We start from the raw sequence: 13,172 nt of genomic DNA, 5'->3' as shown, positions 1-13,172 counted from the left end.
ACAGTGTGCTGTGCTTCCGATACCAGCGGACAGTGGCCGCGGATAACACGGTGAGCTTTGGTGGAGAGGACCTGCAGATCGAGCCTGACAGCGAGCGGAGCACATACGCCAGGGCGACCGTAGAGGTACAGGAGCGGCTGGACGGGCGCATCGTGGTCATGCACAAGGGGCGTGAGCTGGCCAGCACGGTTGCTCCCCTAAGACCCGCAGTCCTGCGAGCAAGGCGAAGAAAAGCTCAGGCGGGCAAGCGAGGAGAGGGGCGTGCTGGAGACGGACCCGTCTCCAGCACACCCCTCTCCTCGCCCAAGGATCGAAAGCCGGCTCCAGATCACCCTTGGAGATCGAGACTGATTCAACCAAAACCAGTCGTACTGACAAAATCACTGAGCAGTAAGACTGACAAAGTCATTGAGCATTGACAGACGAAACGGCGGTTTGTGCTCGATACCTCGGGTAGCTATAATGCCGATAGTCAAAAAACGGAGGACCCACATGAAGCGACTAACGCGCGACAAGAAAGTCTACTTCCTCGACCCTAACAATCCGCCTGCGATCAAGGTCAAGTCCGGCGAGGAGTTGATTGTCGAGACGTGGGACGCGTTCGAGGGCACCCGCGATGTCGCTGCAATCCAGGCGAAGCCGTTCGTCGCGCCCGCCACCGGGCCGATCTACGTCGAGGGCGCTGAGCCGGGAGACGCGCTGAAGGTCGAGTTCCTGAGCATTAAGCCGGTCTTCGACGCCGCGCACATGGTCATGCCCGGCCGCGGCTTCCTCACCGAGATGTTCGACAAGGGTTACCCCACAACGATGGCGCTCGATGGCGACCACGTTGTCCTGCCCAACGGCATCCGGGTGAAGATGATGCCTTCAATGGGATTCGTCGCGAATACCCCGACCTACCGGCAGACGACCGCGAGCGACAGCGGCCCATACGGCGGCGATGTGGATATGAAGGAACTGGTCGCCGGCTCGACCTTCTGGGTTCCTGTATTCGTCCCTGGCGGGATGCTGACAATGGGGGACTGCCACGCTGTCATTGGCGACGGCGCGGTCGGCGGCACGGGGGCCGAGTGCTCCTCGGAGACCCATATCCGCGTATCGGTCGAAAAGGGGATGAACCTGACGACGACGCGTGCCCTCACACCCGAGCACTTCGTTATTCTTTCCTACGGCGAGGAGCTCGCCCCGGCGATGAAGGAGGCCGTGCACGGCATGGTCAAGTTCCTGATCGATGAGAAGAAGATGAAGCCCTACGAGGCGTACACGCTGATGAGCATGGCCGGAGACGTCCGCATCTCCCGCACCTTCCGCCCGATCAGCCCGGTCAAGATGATGCTGTCAAGGAAGGTGCTGGACCAGATAGGGTAAGGGGCTACTTTTCTCAACGCTATATCTCTGTCAGCGCGTAGGCTATGCGCTGCCTGAGGGCCTCTGCCGACTCTGGCGTCCACTTGTAGAAGCCCTGGCCGGTCTTGACGCCCAGCTCGTCATTGTCGACCTTGTCGGCGAGCACGTCCGGGACCTCCTTGTCGTCCGCCAGGTGAGGGAAGAGGTTGGCGGCGATTGCGGCCAGAAGGTCCCACCCGGCCAGCTCAAGCACCTCGAACACGCCCGCGACGGCCCACCTGCGACCCAGGCTGTCCTTGATAGCCCGGTCCACGTCCGCGGCAGATGCCACGCCGTTTTGCACCAGCCACAGCGCCTCACGCAGGAGAGCGGCCTGCAGGCGGCTCGCGACGAAACCCGGGACCTCGCGCTCGATGAGAATGGGCCTCTTGCCGATCTCCCTGAGAAAGCTCATTACAGCGTCGGCTGTCTCGTCGGAGGTGTCCGGCCCACGAACAACTTCAACTAGCGGCACCAGGTAAGGCGGGTTAATGTAGTGGGTGTCGATAACTTTTTCCGGGCGGCCCGTAGCCTGCGCGAGCGCAGATGGCATAATCGCGGAAGAGTTGGACGCGAGGATCGTGCGGGCAGGGCACAGGCCGTCAAGCTGCCGGAAGACGTGCCGCTTGATCGCCAGGTCCTCGACGACCGACTCGATCACCAGGTCGGCGTCTGCGACCGCGAGCGCGAGGTTCGAGTGTGTGTCCATAGACATCGCCGCCTTGCGCGACTGGTCATCGGTCGCCATACCCAAAGACACCATGCGCGCCAGGCTCTTCCGCACCTGTTCCATCGCCTTCGTGAGGCTCTCATCGGTGCGGGCGTTCAAAGTAACCTGGTATCCGCGGAGGGCGAACTCCAGCGCGATGCCATGTCCCATGAGCCCGGCGCCCACAACCGTGATCCGGCGGATGTCTGAAGCGTCCAAAGGCTCACCCCTTTTGTGGATTGCCTGCATAGTTGACCACAAAGCCACGGCCCACGGGAACAGGTCCCGTGGGCCGTGGCCGCCAGCGGCATTGTGCCTCCGACAGGCATCCTCAGAGAACGCCCATCGTTAGTTAGCTACTGTTGCTCCGCCTGCGCCAGCGAATACGCCAGCACCTGGAAGCCGGTCGCCGTGGGGTGAATATCACCCTCCAGCATGTGCGTCCACGCGCCGGCGTTAACCTTCATGAGGGGATAGGCGTCCGCGACCCTGGCGTTATTAGCCTGTGCAGCGGACTTGATGATGGTGTTGAGCCGCTCCACCGTCTCGTTCGAGAAAGCCTCGAACGGCAGGCCAATGCCGAAGTCGAATGGATTGTAAATAGTCATAATGTACAGCCTGCTGCCGGACTCCATGTTGGCGGCCACCTCGGAGACGATGTCCCGGAAGTTGGTCTCGTATGTGGCGATGGCGGCGGTCACGCGCGCCTGGCACGCGGCGCCGCGAGGGTCGTTCTGGCAGTCCTCGGTGGCAAGGTGGCTTAGCAGATCGTTCGCGCCGAGGTCCAGCGTGACGACGCTGACTCCCGTCGAAGCGTCGCCGTCGTCACGGCGCTGGCGGAGTTCCTGGAGCGCCCTGCCGAGCTGAGTCTGCTTGAATGAAACGGAGCTCTCGCCCGAGACACCGAGGTTAGTCAGGGCAAGGGACCGGCCGGTCTTCCTTTCAAGGTACGCGTGGAATCGGGAAACGTACCCATCGTTCGGGTTAGTGACGCCGACGTTAGCCGCGAGGGAGTCTCCGAGCGCCAGGTAGACTTCTGCGCCGCTCTTGGTCGCGGCTGTTCCCGGAGGGACCATGTCCCCGCCGGGGGCCAGGGGCGCGGGCCGGCCGGACGCCCCGGATCGGTTCGCAGCGTCCTGGATGGACTTCTTCACTCCGTCGGACACGCTGACGTTGCCCTGCTTCAGGCCCACTATCGTGATCCTACCCTCGTCCTTTTCCACCTGCTGGATCCCTGTCGCGCCGGCCTGCCTGAGTGACTCGTTTACATCCAGCACGTCGTCGACGACAGATTGGATCTCTGTCTTGGCAGCGCCCGGGAGGGGTAGGGCGGTCATGGAAACGCGCTTCACTTCCAACTGGACGAAGCCATCCTCGAGAACGATGTCCACCGCGCCGGAGAACGGGATTGGGATACGGCCGTTGAGGTTGCCGGAGAACGCCACCTCGTGATCATGAATGTTCACCTTCGCATCGCGGACCTCTTTGGTCGGATCGATCCTGCTCATCAGCAGGTCAGTGAGCTCCTCATCGGTGAGCTCAAGGTGGAAAGCGGACGAACCTTCAACGGCGGAAGTGATCTTGGACTCGACTGCGCGGCCCCGTGCGACCTGTTCCGCAGATACCGGCTTGCCTTCGCTGCCGAAGGCGCCCTTAAGAGGGGGTATCAGCCCGGTGGCTCCGGCGACGTAAACGCCTGCCACCACAACCAGGAGAACCACAGCGACGACTGCCAAAACTGCCAGCTTGATGAACAGCCTCACACAGCCCTCCAATCAATGAAATGAAACCCGGACCTAATCAATACCTATTCTACGCGTGGGTCAAGTGCCAAAACGAAAGGGCGTTCGCTCCTGGGCTTCAAGCCGACTCGCGGTCTCTGCTGCGGGCGTCGTCAACGAGGTCGCCACTGTTGAGGATGTGATTCATGGCCTTGTCTCGGAACGGCTCAGACGCGTCATAGAACTTCTGCGCCAGGTCGATCTTGTTCATCATCACGCCTGCCTGGTGCTGGCGCAGGGACTTTGCTATGACGCCGTCAGGGGTGATGAACACGCTCGGCCAGCTCTGGTAAAAGCCGCACGCGTTGGGCGCGCTGATGTACATCGCGTTAATGCCGGCGTGCGACTGCAGTGTGGGCCGCATGATAGTCGTGTGGATGTTCTTCTTCTCTGCACGGGCGTTGTAGAACGAGTGCAGAACGACCTGAACTCCGATCTTCTTGTACTCCCGGTAAAGCTCAGGGAACCGCACATCGTAGCAAATCAGGACGCCCAGTTTGACCCCGTTGACCTCGAAGCACACGAAATGGTCGCCCGAGGTGTAGTGGTTGAGGTCGCCGGCGGTGCAGAAGCGCTTGTCGTAGCGATCGTAAATCTCTCCTTCAGGAGTGATTACATAAACGCTGTTGTGCGGCTTGTTTCCCGGCGAGAGACGGTGGGAGCTCCCCAGGGCCACCCACACCTTGTGCTTCTTGGCCGCTTTGCAGACTTTGGGCATCTCCTGCTCCAGAAGTGCCCAATCTATCTTGTCTGCGCTGTCGTACTCAACGCCCGCGTAGCCCGATAGCGCACACTCCGAGAAATGGACAACTTTGGCTCCGGATTTCCTGGCGCGGGCTATCTGGTCCTGAACGTAGCGTGAATTGCGAGCAATATCGTCACTGACAGGGAACTGGCATGTCGCCAGATTGATCGTACCGTTGCCGTCAGGCTGTGGCATGGTTTGAGTCCTCAAATAGTATATTCAGAATAAGGAAGTCTGGTGCTTGGAGCGGGTAATAAGTCTGCGGAAGGGATTCGCAGACATTCTACATAGTGCGTCTCTGGAAATATATAGGGGTGATTTGCGTACGTATCAGTAGCTGAAGGGGCACCACGGCTGTAGGTCCCAGGCGAACATAGCATCTGCTCTGCGGAGAGCGCCAGGCGTTCGCCCCTCAATCCGACCGGCGTGTGAAAGCGTGGAAAAGGTGACTCCGCCAAGGTAGGCAGCGCCGAGGTCCGCGGCCGACAAGGTCAGGTCGGCCGCCTCTGCAGTCTGTGAGCAGGCGGCCCCATCCGGGCCTGCCTCGAGAGCGAACCGCGCGTTGTTCCATGGGCAGAAAGGGTCGTGGACTTCGAGGACCAGACGGCCCTCGCGAAGGTAAATGCGTCCGGAGAGCGCTGCGGGTACGTCCACAATGCGTGTCCACATCGCGCCCATCGCGCCATCGTGCGGAGTTCGCCGCAGGGAGCGAGGGTCGGCGAGCATCCACTGGAGAGGGTCGTCCACAGGTCGCTTCTGTACCCTAATGACATTGACCAGGTCGACGCCGAACACAAAGCTCCACAGCGCTGCGTGCGCCTCGTCCGTGACCGACATGAGCTCCACAACGGTGAGATCTCCCTTGTCAATCATGTAGCTCACATACCCCTGGGCAGCGCCGGACGCTTCGTAGATCGCATAGAACGGGGACACGAAGCCTGGAGGGGGCTCTGCCGCCCACCTGACCCGCCGGTCCCAGTCCCACTCCGGCCGGAGGATAGCTCCGGGCCGGTCCTTGAGCGCGCGCGCCTGGATATCCGGAAACGTTTTGCGCATCTCCTCAACTGTGACAAATCGAACACGGCCGGACTGCCGCGCCGGCATTGCCAAAGCCGAGTGAACGCGCTCTATTGACCAGCTCTCGTGCATTACGCTCATTCCGAATCCAAATCTCCCGTAGATGATGCTCTCGGAGGCGTACAACGCCGCGATCGGCTCCCCCCGGCGGTGAACGTCGGCGAGCTGGTGGGACATCATGTTTGTCAGGATGCCGCGGCGCCTGTGGGTCGGCTGCACAGTGACCGCGACAATTCCGGCGACCGGGAGGCTTCCGCCCGGAACGTTGATACGCCACGCGGAAGAGTACGAAGTGCCCACAACTTCTTCGCCGTCAAACACGCCCACCGTTCGGGAGAGGTCGTAGATGCTTCTGCGGACCTCAAAGTCAGCACGGTCGAGCTGTTGGCCGAAGCCACGCGAGCGGGCAGTTGCCCACCGCTCCATCTCATCAGCCTTAACCGGCCTTAAATCGAAGTCCATCGGCTTCCAACTCCTTGAGCTGATTCACGCGCGTAAGCGCCAGTATACCCAAACCATACATCCCTGCAAACAGAATGAAGGCAGGCGCATAACTGCTGGTGAGGTCGAAGGCCGCGCCTGCCAGGATTGGCCCGCCGGCAAACGGCACCACCGTGAACAGGTTCACCATCCCGGCAACGCTCCCAAAGTGCCGTACTCCGAAACTCTGCTGAACAAGCAGTGGGACCAGTGCGCTATGCGCCCCCATGGACAGGCCGAACAATACTAGCGAAAGCCAGAGCCCGGCGGGGTGATGAAACAGCGCCATCAGAGCAACAAACGTCATCTGCCCTGTCAGGCTGGTCATGAATGCCCGGCGGGCGGTCAGCCTCTCGGCAAGAAAGCCGAAGAGCGGCTTGGCGCACATTCCCGCAGCCGCAAGGACGCTGAGGGATAAGGGGATCAGACCGGACGAGAAGCCGGAGTCGGCCAGGTGCGCGCCGATGTTCGGCACTACCGCGGCGGCCGTGAACGCGCTGGCGGTCACGCCGGCGGAAACGCCCCAGAACGAGAAGGTCCGCACCGCCTGGCTTAGCGGCATGCCTGGAATCGGTGACGGCGTCTTTCTGGCCTTCCCGGTCTCGGGCGAGTCCGTCCCGTGATGAAGCTCTATTGGCGGCTCACGCACGAGCATCAGTGCCAGAACGCCGATTGCCAGTGTGAGGACGCCCACGACCACGTAGGCCTCACGCCAGGTGGCGTGGGTGAGGGCAAAGCCAACCACAATCGGCAGGACTATGCCGCCGAAGTTGTTTCCCATCATGGTGGCGCCCAGCATGCGTCCAGGCGACTTGCGGTACCAGAGGCCGATCAGTCGTCCGGCAGGCAGGCTTGCCGCGCCCGTGAAGCCGATGAACTGCATGAAGCTCAGGGCGTACCAGTGCCACAGCTCGGTCATGAAAGGGCGCAGGACGAAGCTGGTCCCGGCAGAGAAGAGACATGCCGCCATGATGACCTTCGCCCCATAGCGGTCCATGGCGCGGCCAATGAACGGTGAGGCAATGCTGCCGATAGCCATGAAGGAGATAGACGCGTTGATGGCAGTACGCTGCCATCCGAATGTCTCCTCAATGGGGCCGACGAAGAGGCCGAAGGTGTACTGGCTGTTGCCGATGGTTACGCCCGCGGCGACGAAAAGCACAGAGGCGACGATGAGGCCGTCGAAGCGACGCCGCTCACGCGGCAAGGTATCTGAAAGACGCATGCGCTAAATGGTAACACCCGTGGCGCGGGGTTGTCTTTCGGTGTAGGCCGGTAACTGGGCGTTCTCAGCGTTGGCTTTCGCCCTCAAGGTACTGCTTTCTCGCCTCGGCCAGGTTTATCGCTGTCGTCTCAAGCTTCTGCTTTACCTGGGAGGCTGTATTTCCGTCCATCTCCGTTGCGGCGTCCATGGCGCCCTTTGAGGCGATTGCGATCGCATGGTCCTCAGTAAGGCCGAGCCCTCCCGCCGCCTTCCGCGCGCTCTCAATCGCCTGCGCGGCCACCTCCGTCGGGTCCGCCCCAGCGGCGGTCGCCCCCTGCACGCTTCCGTAACCCACCCCCCACAGGGCGTCCGTGGGGTCTATTGAGGACTTGGCTAGTGCGTCCAGGGTGCCGGTCACAACCTCATGAGTGAGCTTCTCCAGGTTCTCGCCGACATCTCCCACGGCGTGAAGTGCCCCCACCGTGGCGTGGCGCGCCACCTCCGCCCCGTGCTTGCCCACGTCCTCAACCTGGTCCACGGCCTTGGATACCGCGTTGCTCACTTTATGACCTATGTCTTTTGCCGCCGTCTTGCCTCGCACAACCGCCTCCACGGCGGACCGGGTGGAGGCTGCTATCTGGTACGTGGTGACGCCGATCGCTATATCGAGACCGCCGAAGTGAGGGACGTGCTTCAATCTGGAAGGCATGTGAGACATTATGCCGATGACCGGAACAGGCTGAAGTGCCCGCAGGTTGCCGCGAGTCTGTTCCATCAGCTCCGTCAACACGACCTCGGACTTCACCTCTCCCTCTTCCTTCACCCTTGAAAGGATGTTCATCATCGCCATTCCAAAGACGAACGAGACCACGAAGAGGAAGTCGAACCCGGTGAGGTGCACGGCCGGAAACTCTACGTTGCGTGACGGGTCAATCCAACGCAACGCTATCTCGAACTCGCGAACGCTGAAGAAGTCCGCAAAGAACCCTCCCAGCAGCGGGCCCACTCCTGCGCCGACGTTCCCGGCCAGAGACGCGCTGGTGAGATACGCCATCGACTGCGCGGGCGGCGCAAGCTTTATTCTGACGGTCATCGTGCTGACGTTTATACCCGCGTTGGCGATTCCAAGCAGGCCATGCAGGAATATGATCATTGGGATCACGACGATCTTGCTGGACGGCACCGACACGAACGCCCATCCGAGGACGACGAACATGTGGAGGGTGTAGGTTAGCGACATCACCGCCTTGCCCCCGTACTTGTCAACAAACCTGCCCCACACTTTGAGGAACAGGATGTTGGTGACCTGGCTGAAAACGCCCATACTGACAACGAACGAAACGGGCATCTCCAGCCGGACAAGCATGTAAACGGCGAAGAATGGGATCGCCAGGTACGCGGCGCTGTTCCATAGGAACAGAAAGCTGACCAATCTGCGGTAGTTCGCGTCCCGAAGTGGCGCCGAAAGTGTCTTGGCGATCGGCGGGCGCTTGCCTTCCGGCATGGCCATCCGCGGTTCCGGCATCAGTGACACGAATATGCCGCACGGAATGGCAAAAAGGACAATGCCGACAATTATCGCGAGGGAATACCCTAGCAGCTCCTCGCTCGGCGGCCGCGCCTCCTTCCAGTAGTCGATGTATATAGCAGCCGCTATGCCCGCGACCACCGCGGCGATTGTAGCTAGCTTCATGCGCTCGGACAGAAAACGGCCCATAGTGCTCGGACGCAGGAGGTCTCGCTGCCAGCTATTCCACGTGGAGTTCACAAACGCGTTTACTATGCCGCGCGCAGACACGAACACGAGGAGAATCGCAACTGCCCCGGGTGACGGGACGTCGATCATGAACGGGATGAGCGCGGTTGGTATCCAAATGAGGTAGGCGAGAAAGTAGGCCACCGTGCAGATGGCTTTGCGCATCCGAGTCTTCTCGACAAGGATGACGACGAGGATTTGCGCCATTTGCGCAACGAACGGGATTGCCGTCATCGCCCCAATCTGGAAGTTGTTGGCGCCCAACAACAACGCAAAAGCGGTGACGAACCCGCCGGAGATGACGCCCCCCGCGCCGGACCCCGCGATGGCCTGCCACGTCATCATGCGCAGGCCGCGGTCCTGCTCTTTTTCGGTCAATACCGGCTTTGGCAAGAGAAATGAGAATGGTCGCATGGTGTGTGGGTGTCTACGCCTCGGCCTTTTCGCGGGCAAGCTCTTCCTTCAGGGTCTTTACCTCGGCAAGCAGCTCCTTCAGCATCGCCTCCTTGGGGTCCTCGCTCTTCACCAGGAAGGACGCAAGGTTAGCAGTCACAGCGCCGAATAACGTAATACCCACGAGCATCAGGCCAAAGGCAACGCCCCGACCCGCCGCCGTAACCGGCACGACGTCTCCGTAGCCTACGGTTGTGATTGTGACCACGGCCCACCAGAGTGCCTCGCTGAACGAAGAGAGCTTCGAATCCGCCCCCTGCTCCAGGGTGGTGACAAGAGTCGCAGCAGTCCGTCAGGTCTCCCGTCCCGAGCACCAGCGCCGGCGCGGTCTCCCGCTCCATCCGTTTAAGGTCTGCCGCGAGCAGGTTTCCGGAATCCTTCGTCAGCGTCGCCCCCAGCGGACGGTGCACATCCTCAACAACCACATGCGTGTCGGATATTTGCGCCAGTGTGAACGTCCGCCGGGCCCGCTCAAATGCGGGGTCCAGCACGAATGTCAGGTCAGCGTCCCTGTCCGGCGCCTGGCGGTAAAAGGGGCCCGCTGCACGGCGCGTGTCCGGCACGCTCACGTAAACGAAGGAGTGCGCGCCGGGCTCAACGCCCAGGTCAAACTGGCCTCCGGCGCCTGTCCTGACAGATGTCTCTCCATTCGTCACCAGCATGCCCGGCATACCCTCGCCGGAAGCGGAGTCCAGCACGCGGCCTGTAACCCTTATCCTCATAATAAACCGTAATCTCCATCGGCAGTCTCGGCCAATCGCCCGCGGCCCCAAACGGCCGTACCTTCAGCCCGCGCAATTCTACCATGCCCGAACGTGTGGTCGCGTAATTGACAGTTCATTTCCTGCCGCAGCATGTGGTGCGGTCGCAGCCCCCGGAGTACACTGAAGTAACGGTCTAATTGCCGCGAAAGGGCAGGAGAAAGCCCCGATTGCGCTCAAGGGTAGAGGCAGGTACCATATCTGTCGGCCCTAAGGGGGCCGGCAGACCTCATTCTGCCGACGCCGCCAGGCATCCGGAGGGGACTCATGGGTTTCGACGAATCCGTTCACGCCAAAGCGATTGAGCTTGTAAAGCTCTCAATCGATATGACGACGGCCGCGGACTCCGGTCACCCGAGCTCCGCCGCCAGCCTTGCCCACCTGGTAACCGCCCTGATGTACGGCCATATGCGGTACAGCCCCGCCGAGCCGGACAGTGCCGCCGCCGACAGGCTCGTGCTTTCCGAAGGCCATGCGGTGCCCATCGTGTACGCCGCCGCGGCCGATATCGGCATCGTCGTCGCGAAGCCCGAGCCCCATCCGCTCACCCGCGAAGAAGTCATGAGGCTCCGTGATATCGCGAGCCCCATCGACGGCCACCCGAATCCCGCCGAGGGCTTCACTTTCTTCCCAGCGGCCACAGGCTCGCTCGGACAGGGCCTCTCCATCGCCGCCGGCCTCGCCGCCGCCGGGAGGCTCGATGGGCTGGACAAGCGCGTCTTCTGCATCATAGGCGACGGTGAGAGCCGCGAGGGCCAGATATGGGAAGCCATCGACTTCATCGCGGACTACGGCCTCAATACCGTCTGCCCAATCTTCAACTGCAATAGCTACGGCCAGTCCGACAAAGTAAGCCACCAGCAGAGCGCGGAGGTAACCGCCGCCAAGCTGCGCGGCGCGGGGTACGAGGTGCGCGTCGTCGACGGCCACAGCCCCGCCGAGATACACCAGGCGCTTGCTGAGCACACCGCTCACTGCCGAGACCCTCGTTCGAAGCCGTTCGCGATTGTCGCCGAGACGGTGAAAGGGTGGGGGTTCGCCACTCCCGAGATGGCGGGCTGGCACGGCAAGCCCCTGACAGGCGACGGCTACAAAAAAGCAATGGCGCAGCTGGATACGATGGCCCAGAAGCTGGGCGTCTCCGGCATCAAGAGCGAGCTCAAGATCTCGCCGGCGCCCCGGAAATTCTCGCCCGAGCGCTACACGCTTAGCCCCGTCCCCACTTTCAATGAGGCCGCGCGAATATTTGGCCAGGAAGCCGCTCTCAAGAAGGGCGAGCTGGCGCCGCGCAAGGCGTACGGCATCGCGCTGCGGGCCCTTGGCCACGCCAACCGCAGCGTCGTGGCACTGGACGCGGATGTGAAGAACTCCACCTTCTCCGAGTACTTCTACAAGGACGCGGAGCTGGCTGAGCGGTTCTTTGAGTGCCGCATCGCAGAGCAGCACATGGTCTCATGCGCGGGCGGATTGGCCGTGGGCGGCAAGATACCCTTCGCCTCCAGCTTCGGCCGCTTCATCCAGCGCGGCTACGACCAGCTCGAAATGGGCCTGATCAGCCGCTTCAACATGAAGATCGTCGGGTCCCACGTCGGCGTGAATATCGCTGCGGACGGCCCAAGCCAGATGGCCATGGCGGACATGGCGTTCTTCCGCTCAATGGCGATGGTTAATGCCGATGAGGGCGGCCCGGCAATCTACATCCTGAACCCCGCGGATGCCTATTGCGCCTACCAGCTCACCGTTCGCATGGCGGAGCACTATGGCCTGTGCTACATGCGCACAATGCGGCCGGACGTCAAATTCCTGTACGACTCCCACACCCAGTTCGACCTCGGCGGCCACAAGGTCCTTTCCGAGGGAAGCGACCTTCTGATCGTCGCCGGCGGGTACATGGTCCACGAATCGCGCAAGGCGCTCACGGAGCTGGCGAAGGCAGGGATCAAGGCCACCCTCGTGGACCTCTACTCCATACCATTCGACAATGAGGCAATCGCGGCACTGGCGTTGAAGAACGGCGGGCGCGTTCTGACAGTGGAGGACAACTACGGCGCGGGCCTCGGCGGCGCCGTGGCCGATGCGCTGACCGCCCACGGCGGCAGCTTCAAGGTGCGCCAGATGTTCGTGCGCCGCATCCCCAAGTCCGGCCGCTCCACAGACGACCTGCTAAAGTACTGCGGCCTGTCCTATACGGACATCGTGGACAACGCCACCGCACTGGCCGGCGCCCGCCGGTAGCCGGCCAGAACAATGAGAATGCCATTGCACGCCCAAATGGCGCGGCTGAGTATGGGCAGCCCGATGTATCGCGGCAGTTCAGCAAACCCGTGGTTGCCTCAGCCGTCCTCATATCATGAGGATTCTGCACGCCTCTGGGGCGGCGATGCGGGGAGCGCTGAAGGCGCGTGATAACTTAGCCCAGGGTGAAGTGCCGAAGGCTCTGCGAAGGCGCGCAGCCCTGGGTCACTTGACCGAATAGATTTAGAGCCCTGCAGGGGCGAGATGTCTGTGGCACCTGCTCCAACTAATTCGATTCTCCGAGTTTTGATTCTTGCCTTGCCCGCTGTCCTGGGCCTAACGCTCTGAAGGAGCGTGTTCCCTGAGCCCAGCCCAACGGGCTGGGTAAGGTCCGGCATAGCAAACGGCCTGAAGGGCCGTGTTAAGTCCACACCGAAGAATGCGCCAGACACAGGCCACGTGTCAATGCTCAATGACTTTGTCAGTCTTACTGCTCAGTGATTTTGTCAGTACGACTGGTTTTGGTTGAATCAGTCTCGATCTCCAAGGGTGATCTGGAGCCGGCTTTCGATCCTTGGGCGAGGA

The 13,172-nt window shown here is 61.6% G+C and carries 9 protein-coding genes; 2 read left to right on the top strand and 7 right to left on the bottom strand.

What is annotated here, in order from left to right; translation table 11 throughout:
* Nucleotides 1-462: 462 nt before the first annotated feature.
* Nucleotides 463-1,368: a hypothetical protein gene (locus FJ319_13075; GenBank protein MBM3935208.1), complete on the top strand. Its 906-nt coding sequence runs from the start codon at nt 463-465 to the stop codon at nt 1,366-1,368.
* 19 nt (nt 1,369-1,387) lie between these two features.
* On the opposite strand, the gene FJ319_13070 is transcribed toward FJ319_13075, so the two are convergent.
* From FJ319_13070 to FJ319_13040, 7 genes are all read right to left on the bottom strand, one after another.
* On the bottom strand, nt 1,388-2,344 hold the full coding sequence (locus FJ319_13070; protein MBM3935207.1) for a 3-hydroxyacyl-CoA dehydrogenase family protein: 957 nt from the start codon (nt 2,342-2,344) through the stop codon (nt 1,388-1,390).
* 107 nt (nt 2,345-2,451) lie between these two features.
* On the bottom strand, nt 2,452-3,858 hold the full coding sequence (locus FJ319_13065; protein ID MBM3935206.1) for a hypothetical protein: 1,407 nt from the start codon (nt 3,856-3,858) through the stop codon (nt 2,452-2,454).
* Between the two features lie 97 nt (nt 3,859-3,955).
* Nucleotides 3,956-4,816 carry a carbon-nitrogen hydrolase family protein gene (locus FJ319_13060; protein MBM3935205.1) on the bottom strand — a complete coding sequence of 287 codons (861 nt, stop codon included), beginning with the start codon at nt 4,814-4,816 and terminating at the stop codon, nt 3,956-3,958.
* A gap of 135 nt (nt 4,817-4,951) precedes the next feature.
* Nucleotides 4,952-6,160: a GNAT family N-acetyltransferase gene (locus tag FJ319_13055; protein MBM3935204.1), complete on the bottom strand. Its 1,209-nt coding sequence runs from the start codon at nt 6,158-6,160 to the stop codon at nt 4,952-4,954.
* Nucleotides 6,135-7,403, bottom strand: coding sequence for an MFS transporter (locus FJ319_13050; GenBank protein ID MBM3935203.1), 1,269 nt, complete (start codon nt 7,401-7,403; stop codon nt 6,135-6,137). The genes FJ319_13055 and FJ319_13050 overlap by 26 nt, the downstream gene beginning before the upstream one ends.
* 64 nt (nt 7,404-7,467) lie before the next feature.
* On the bottom strand, nt 7,468-9,516 hold the full coding sequence (locus FJ319_13045) for an MFS transporter (GenBank protein ID MBM3935202.1): 2,049 nt from the start codon (nt 9,514-9,516) through the stop codon (nt 7,468-7,470).
* Between the two features lie 49 nt (nt 9,517-9,565).
* Nucleotides 9,566-9,856, bottom strand: coding sequence for a two pore domain potassium channel family protein (locus tag FJ319_13040; GenBank protein MBM3935201.1), 291 nt, complete (start codon nt 9,854-9,856; stop codon nt 9,566-9,568).
* A 763-nt stretch (nt 9,857-10,619) separates the two neighbouring features.
* Between FJ319_13040 and FJ319_13035 the strand changes: the two genes are divergently transcribed.
* Complete coding sequence (locus tag FJ319_13035; GenBank protein MBM3935200.1) at nt 10,620-12,587, top strand: transketolase; 1,968 nt, start codon at nt 10,620-10,622, stop codon at nt 12,585-12,587.
* Nucleotides 12,588-13,172: the final 585 nt, after the last annotated feature.

The organism is SAR202 cluster bacterium, assembly GCA_016872355.1.
Taxonomy (GTDB): Bacteria; Chloroflexota; Dehalococcoidia; order Lucifugimonadales; family VGZY01; genus VGZY01.
The sequence above is the reverse complement of the archived record's forward strand: the minus strand, read 5'-3'. Positions and strand labels throughout refer to the sequence as shown.

Coding starts and splice junctions, on each gene's coding strand:
- FJ319_13075 (MBM3935208.1), top strand. CDS start 463: ATGCCGATAGTCAAAAAACGGAGGACCCACATGAAGCGACTAACGCGC.
- FJ319_13070 (MBM3935207.1), bottom strand. CDS start 2,344: ATGCAGGCAATCCACAAAAGGGGTGAGCCTTTGGACGCTTCAGACATC.
- FJ319_13060 (MBM3935205.1), bottom strand. CDS start 4,816: ATGCCACAGCCTGACGGCAACGGTACGATCAATCTGGCGACATGCCAG.
- FJ319_13055 (MBM3935204.1), bottom strand. CDS start 6,160: ATGGACTTCGATTTAAGGCCGGTTAAGGCTGATGAGATGGAGCGGTGG.
- FJ319_13050 (MBM3935203.1), bottom strand. CDS start 7,403: ATGCGTCTTTCAGATACCTTGCCGCGTGAGCGGCGTCGCTTCGACGGC.
- FJ319_13035 (MBM3935200.1), top strand. CDS start 10,620: ATGGGTTTCGACGAATCCGTTCACGCCAAAGCGATTGAGCTTGTAAAG.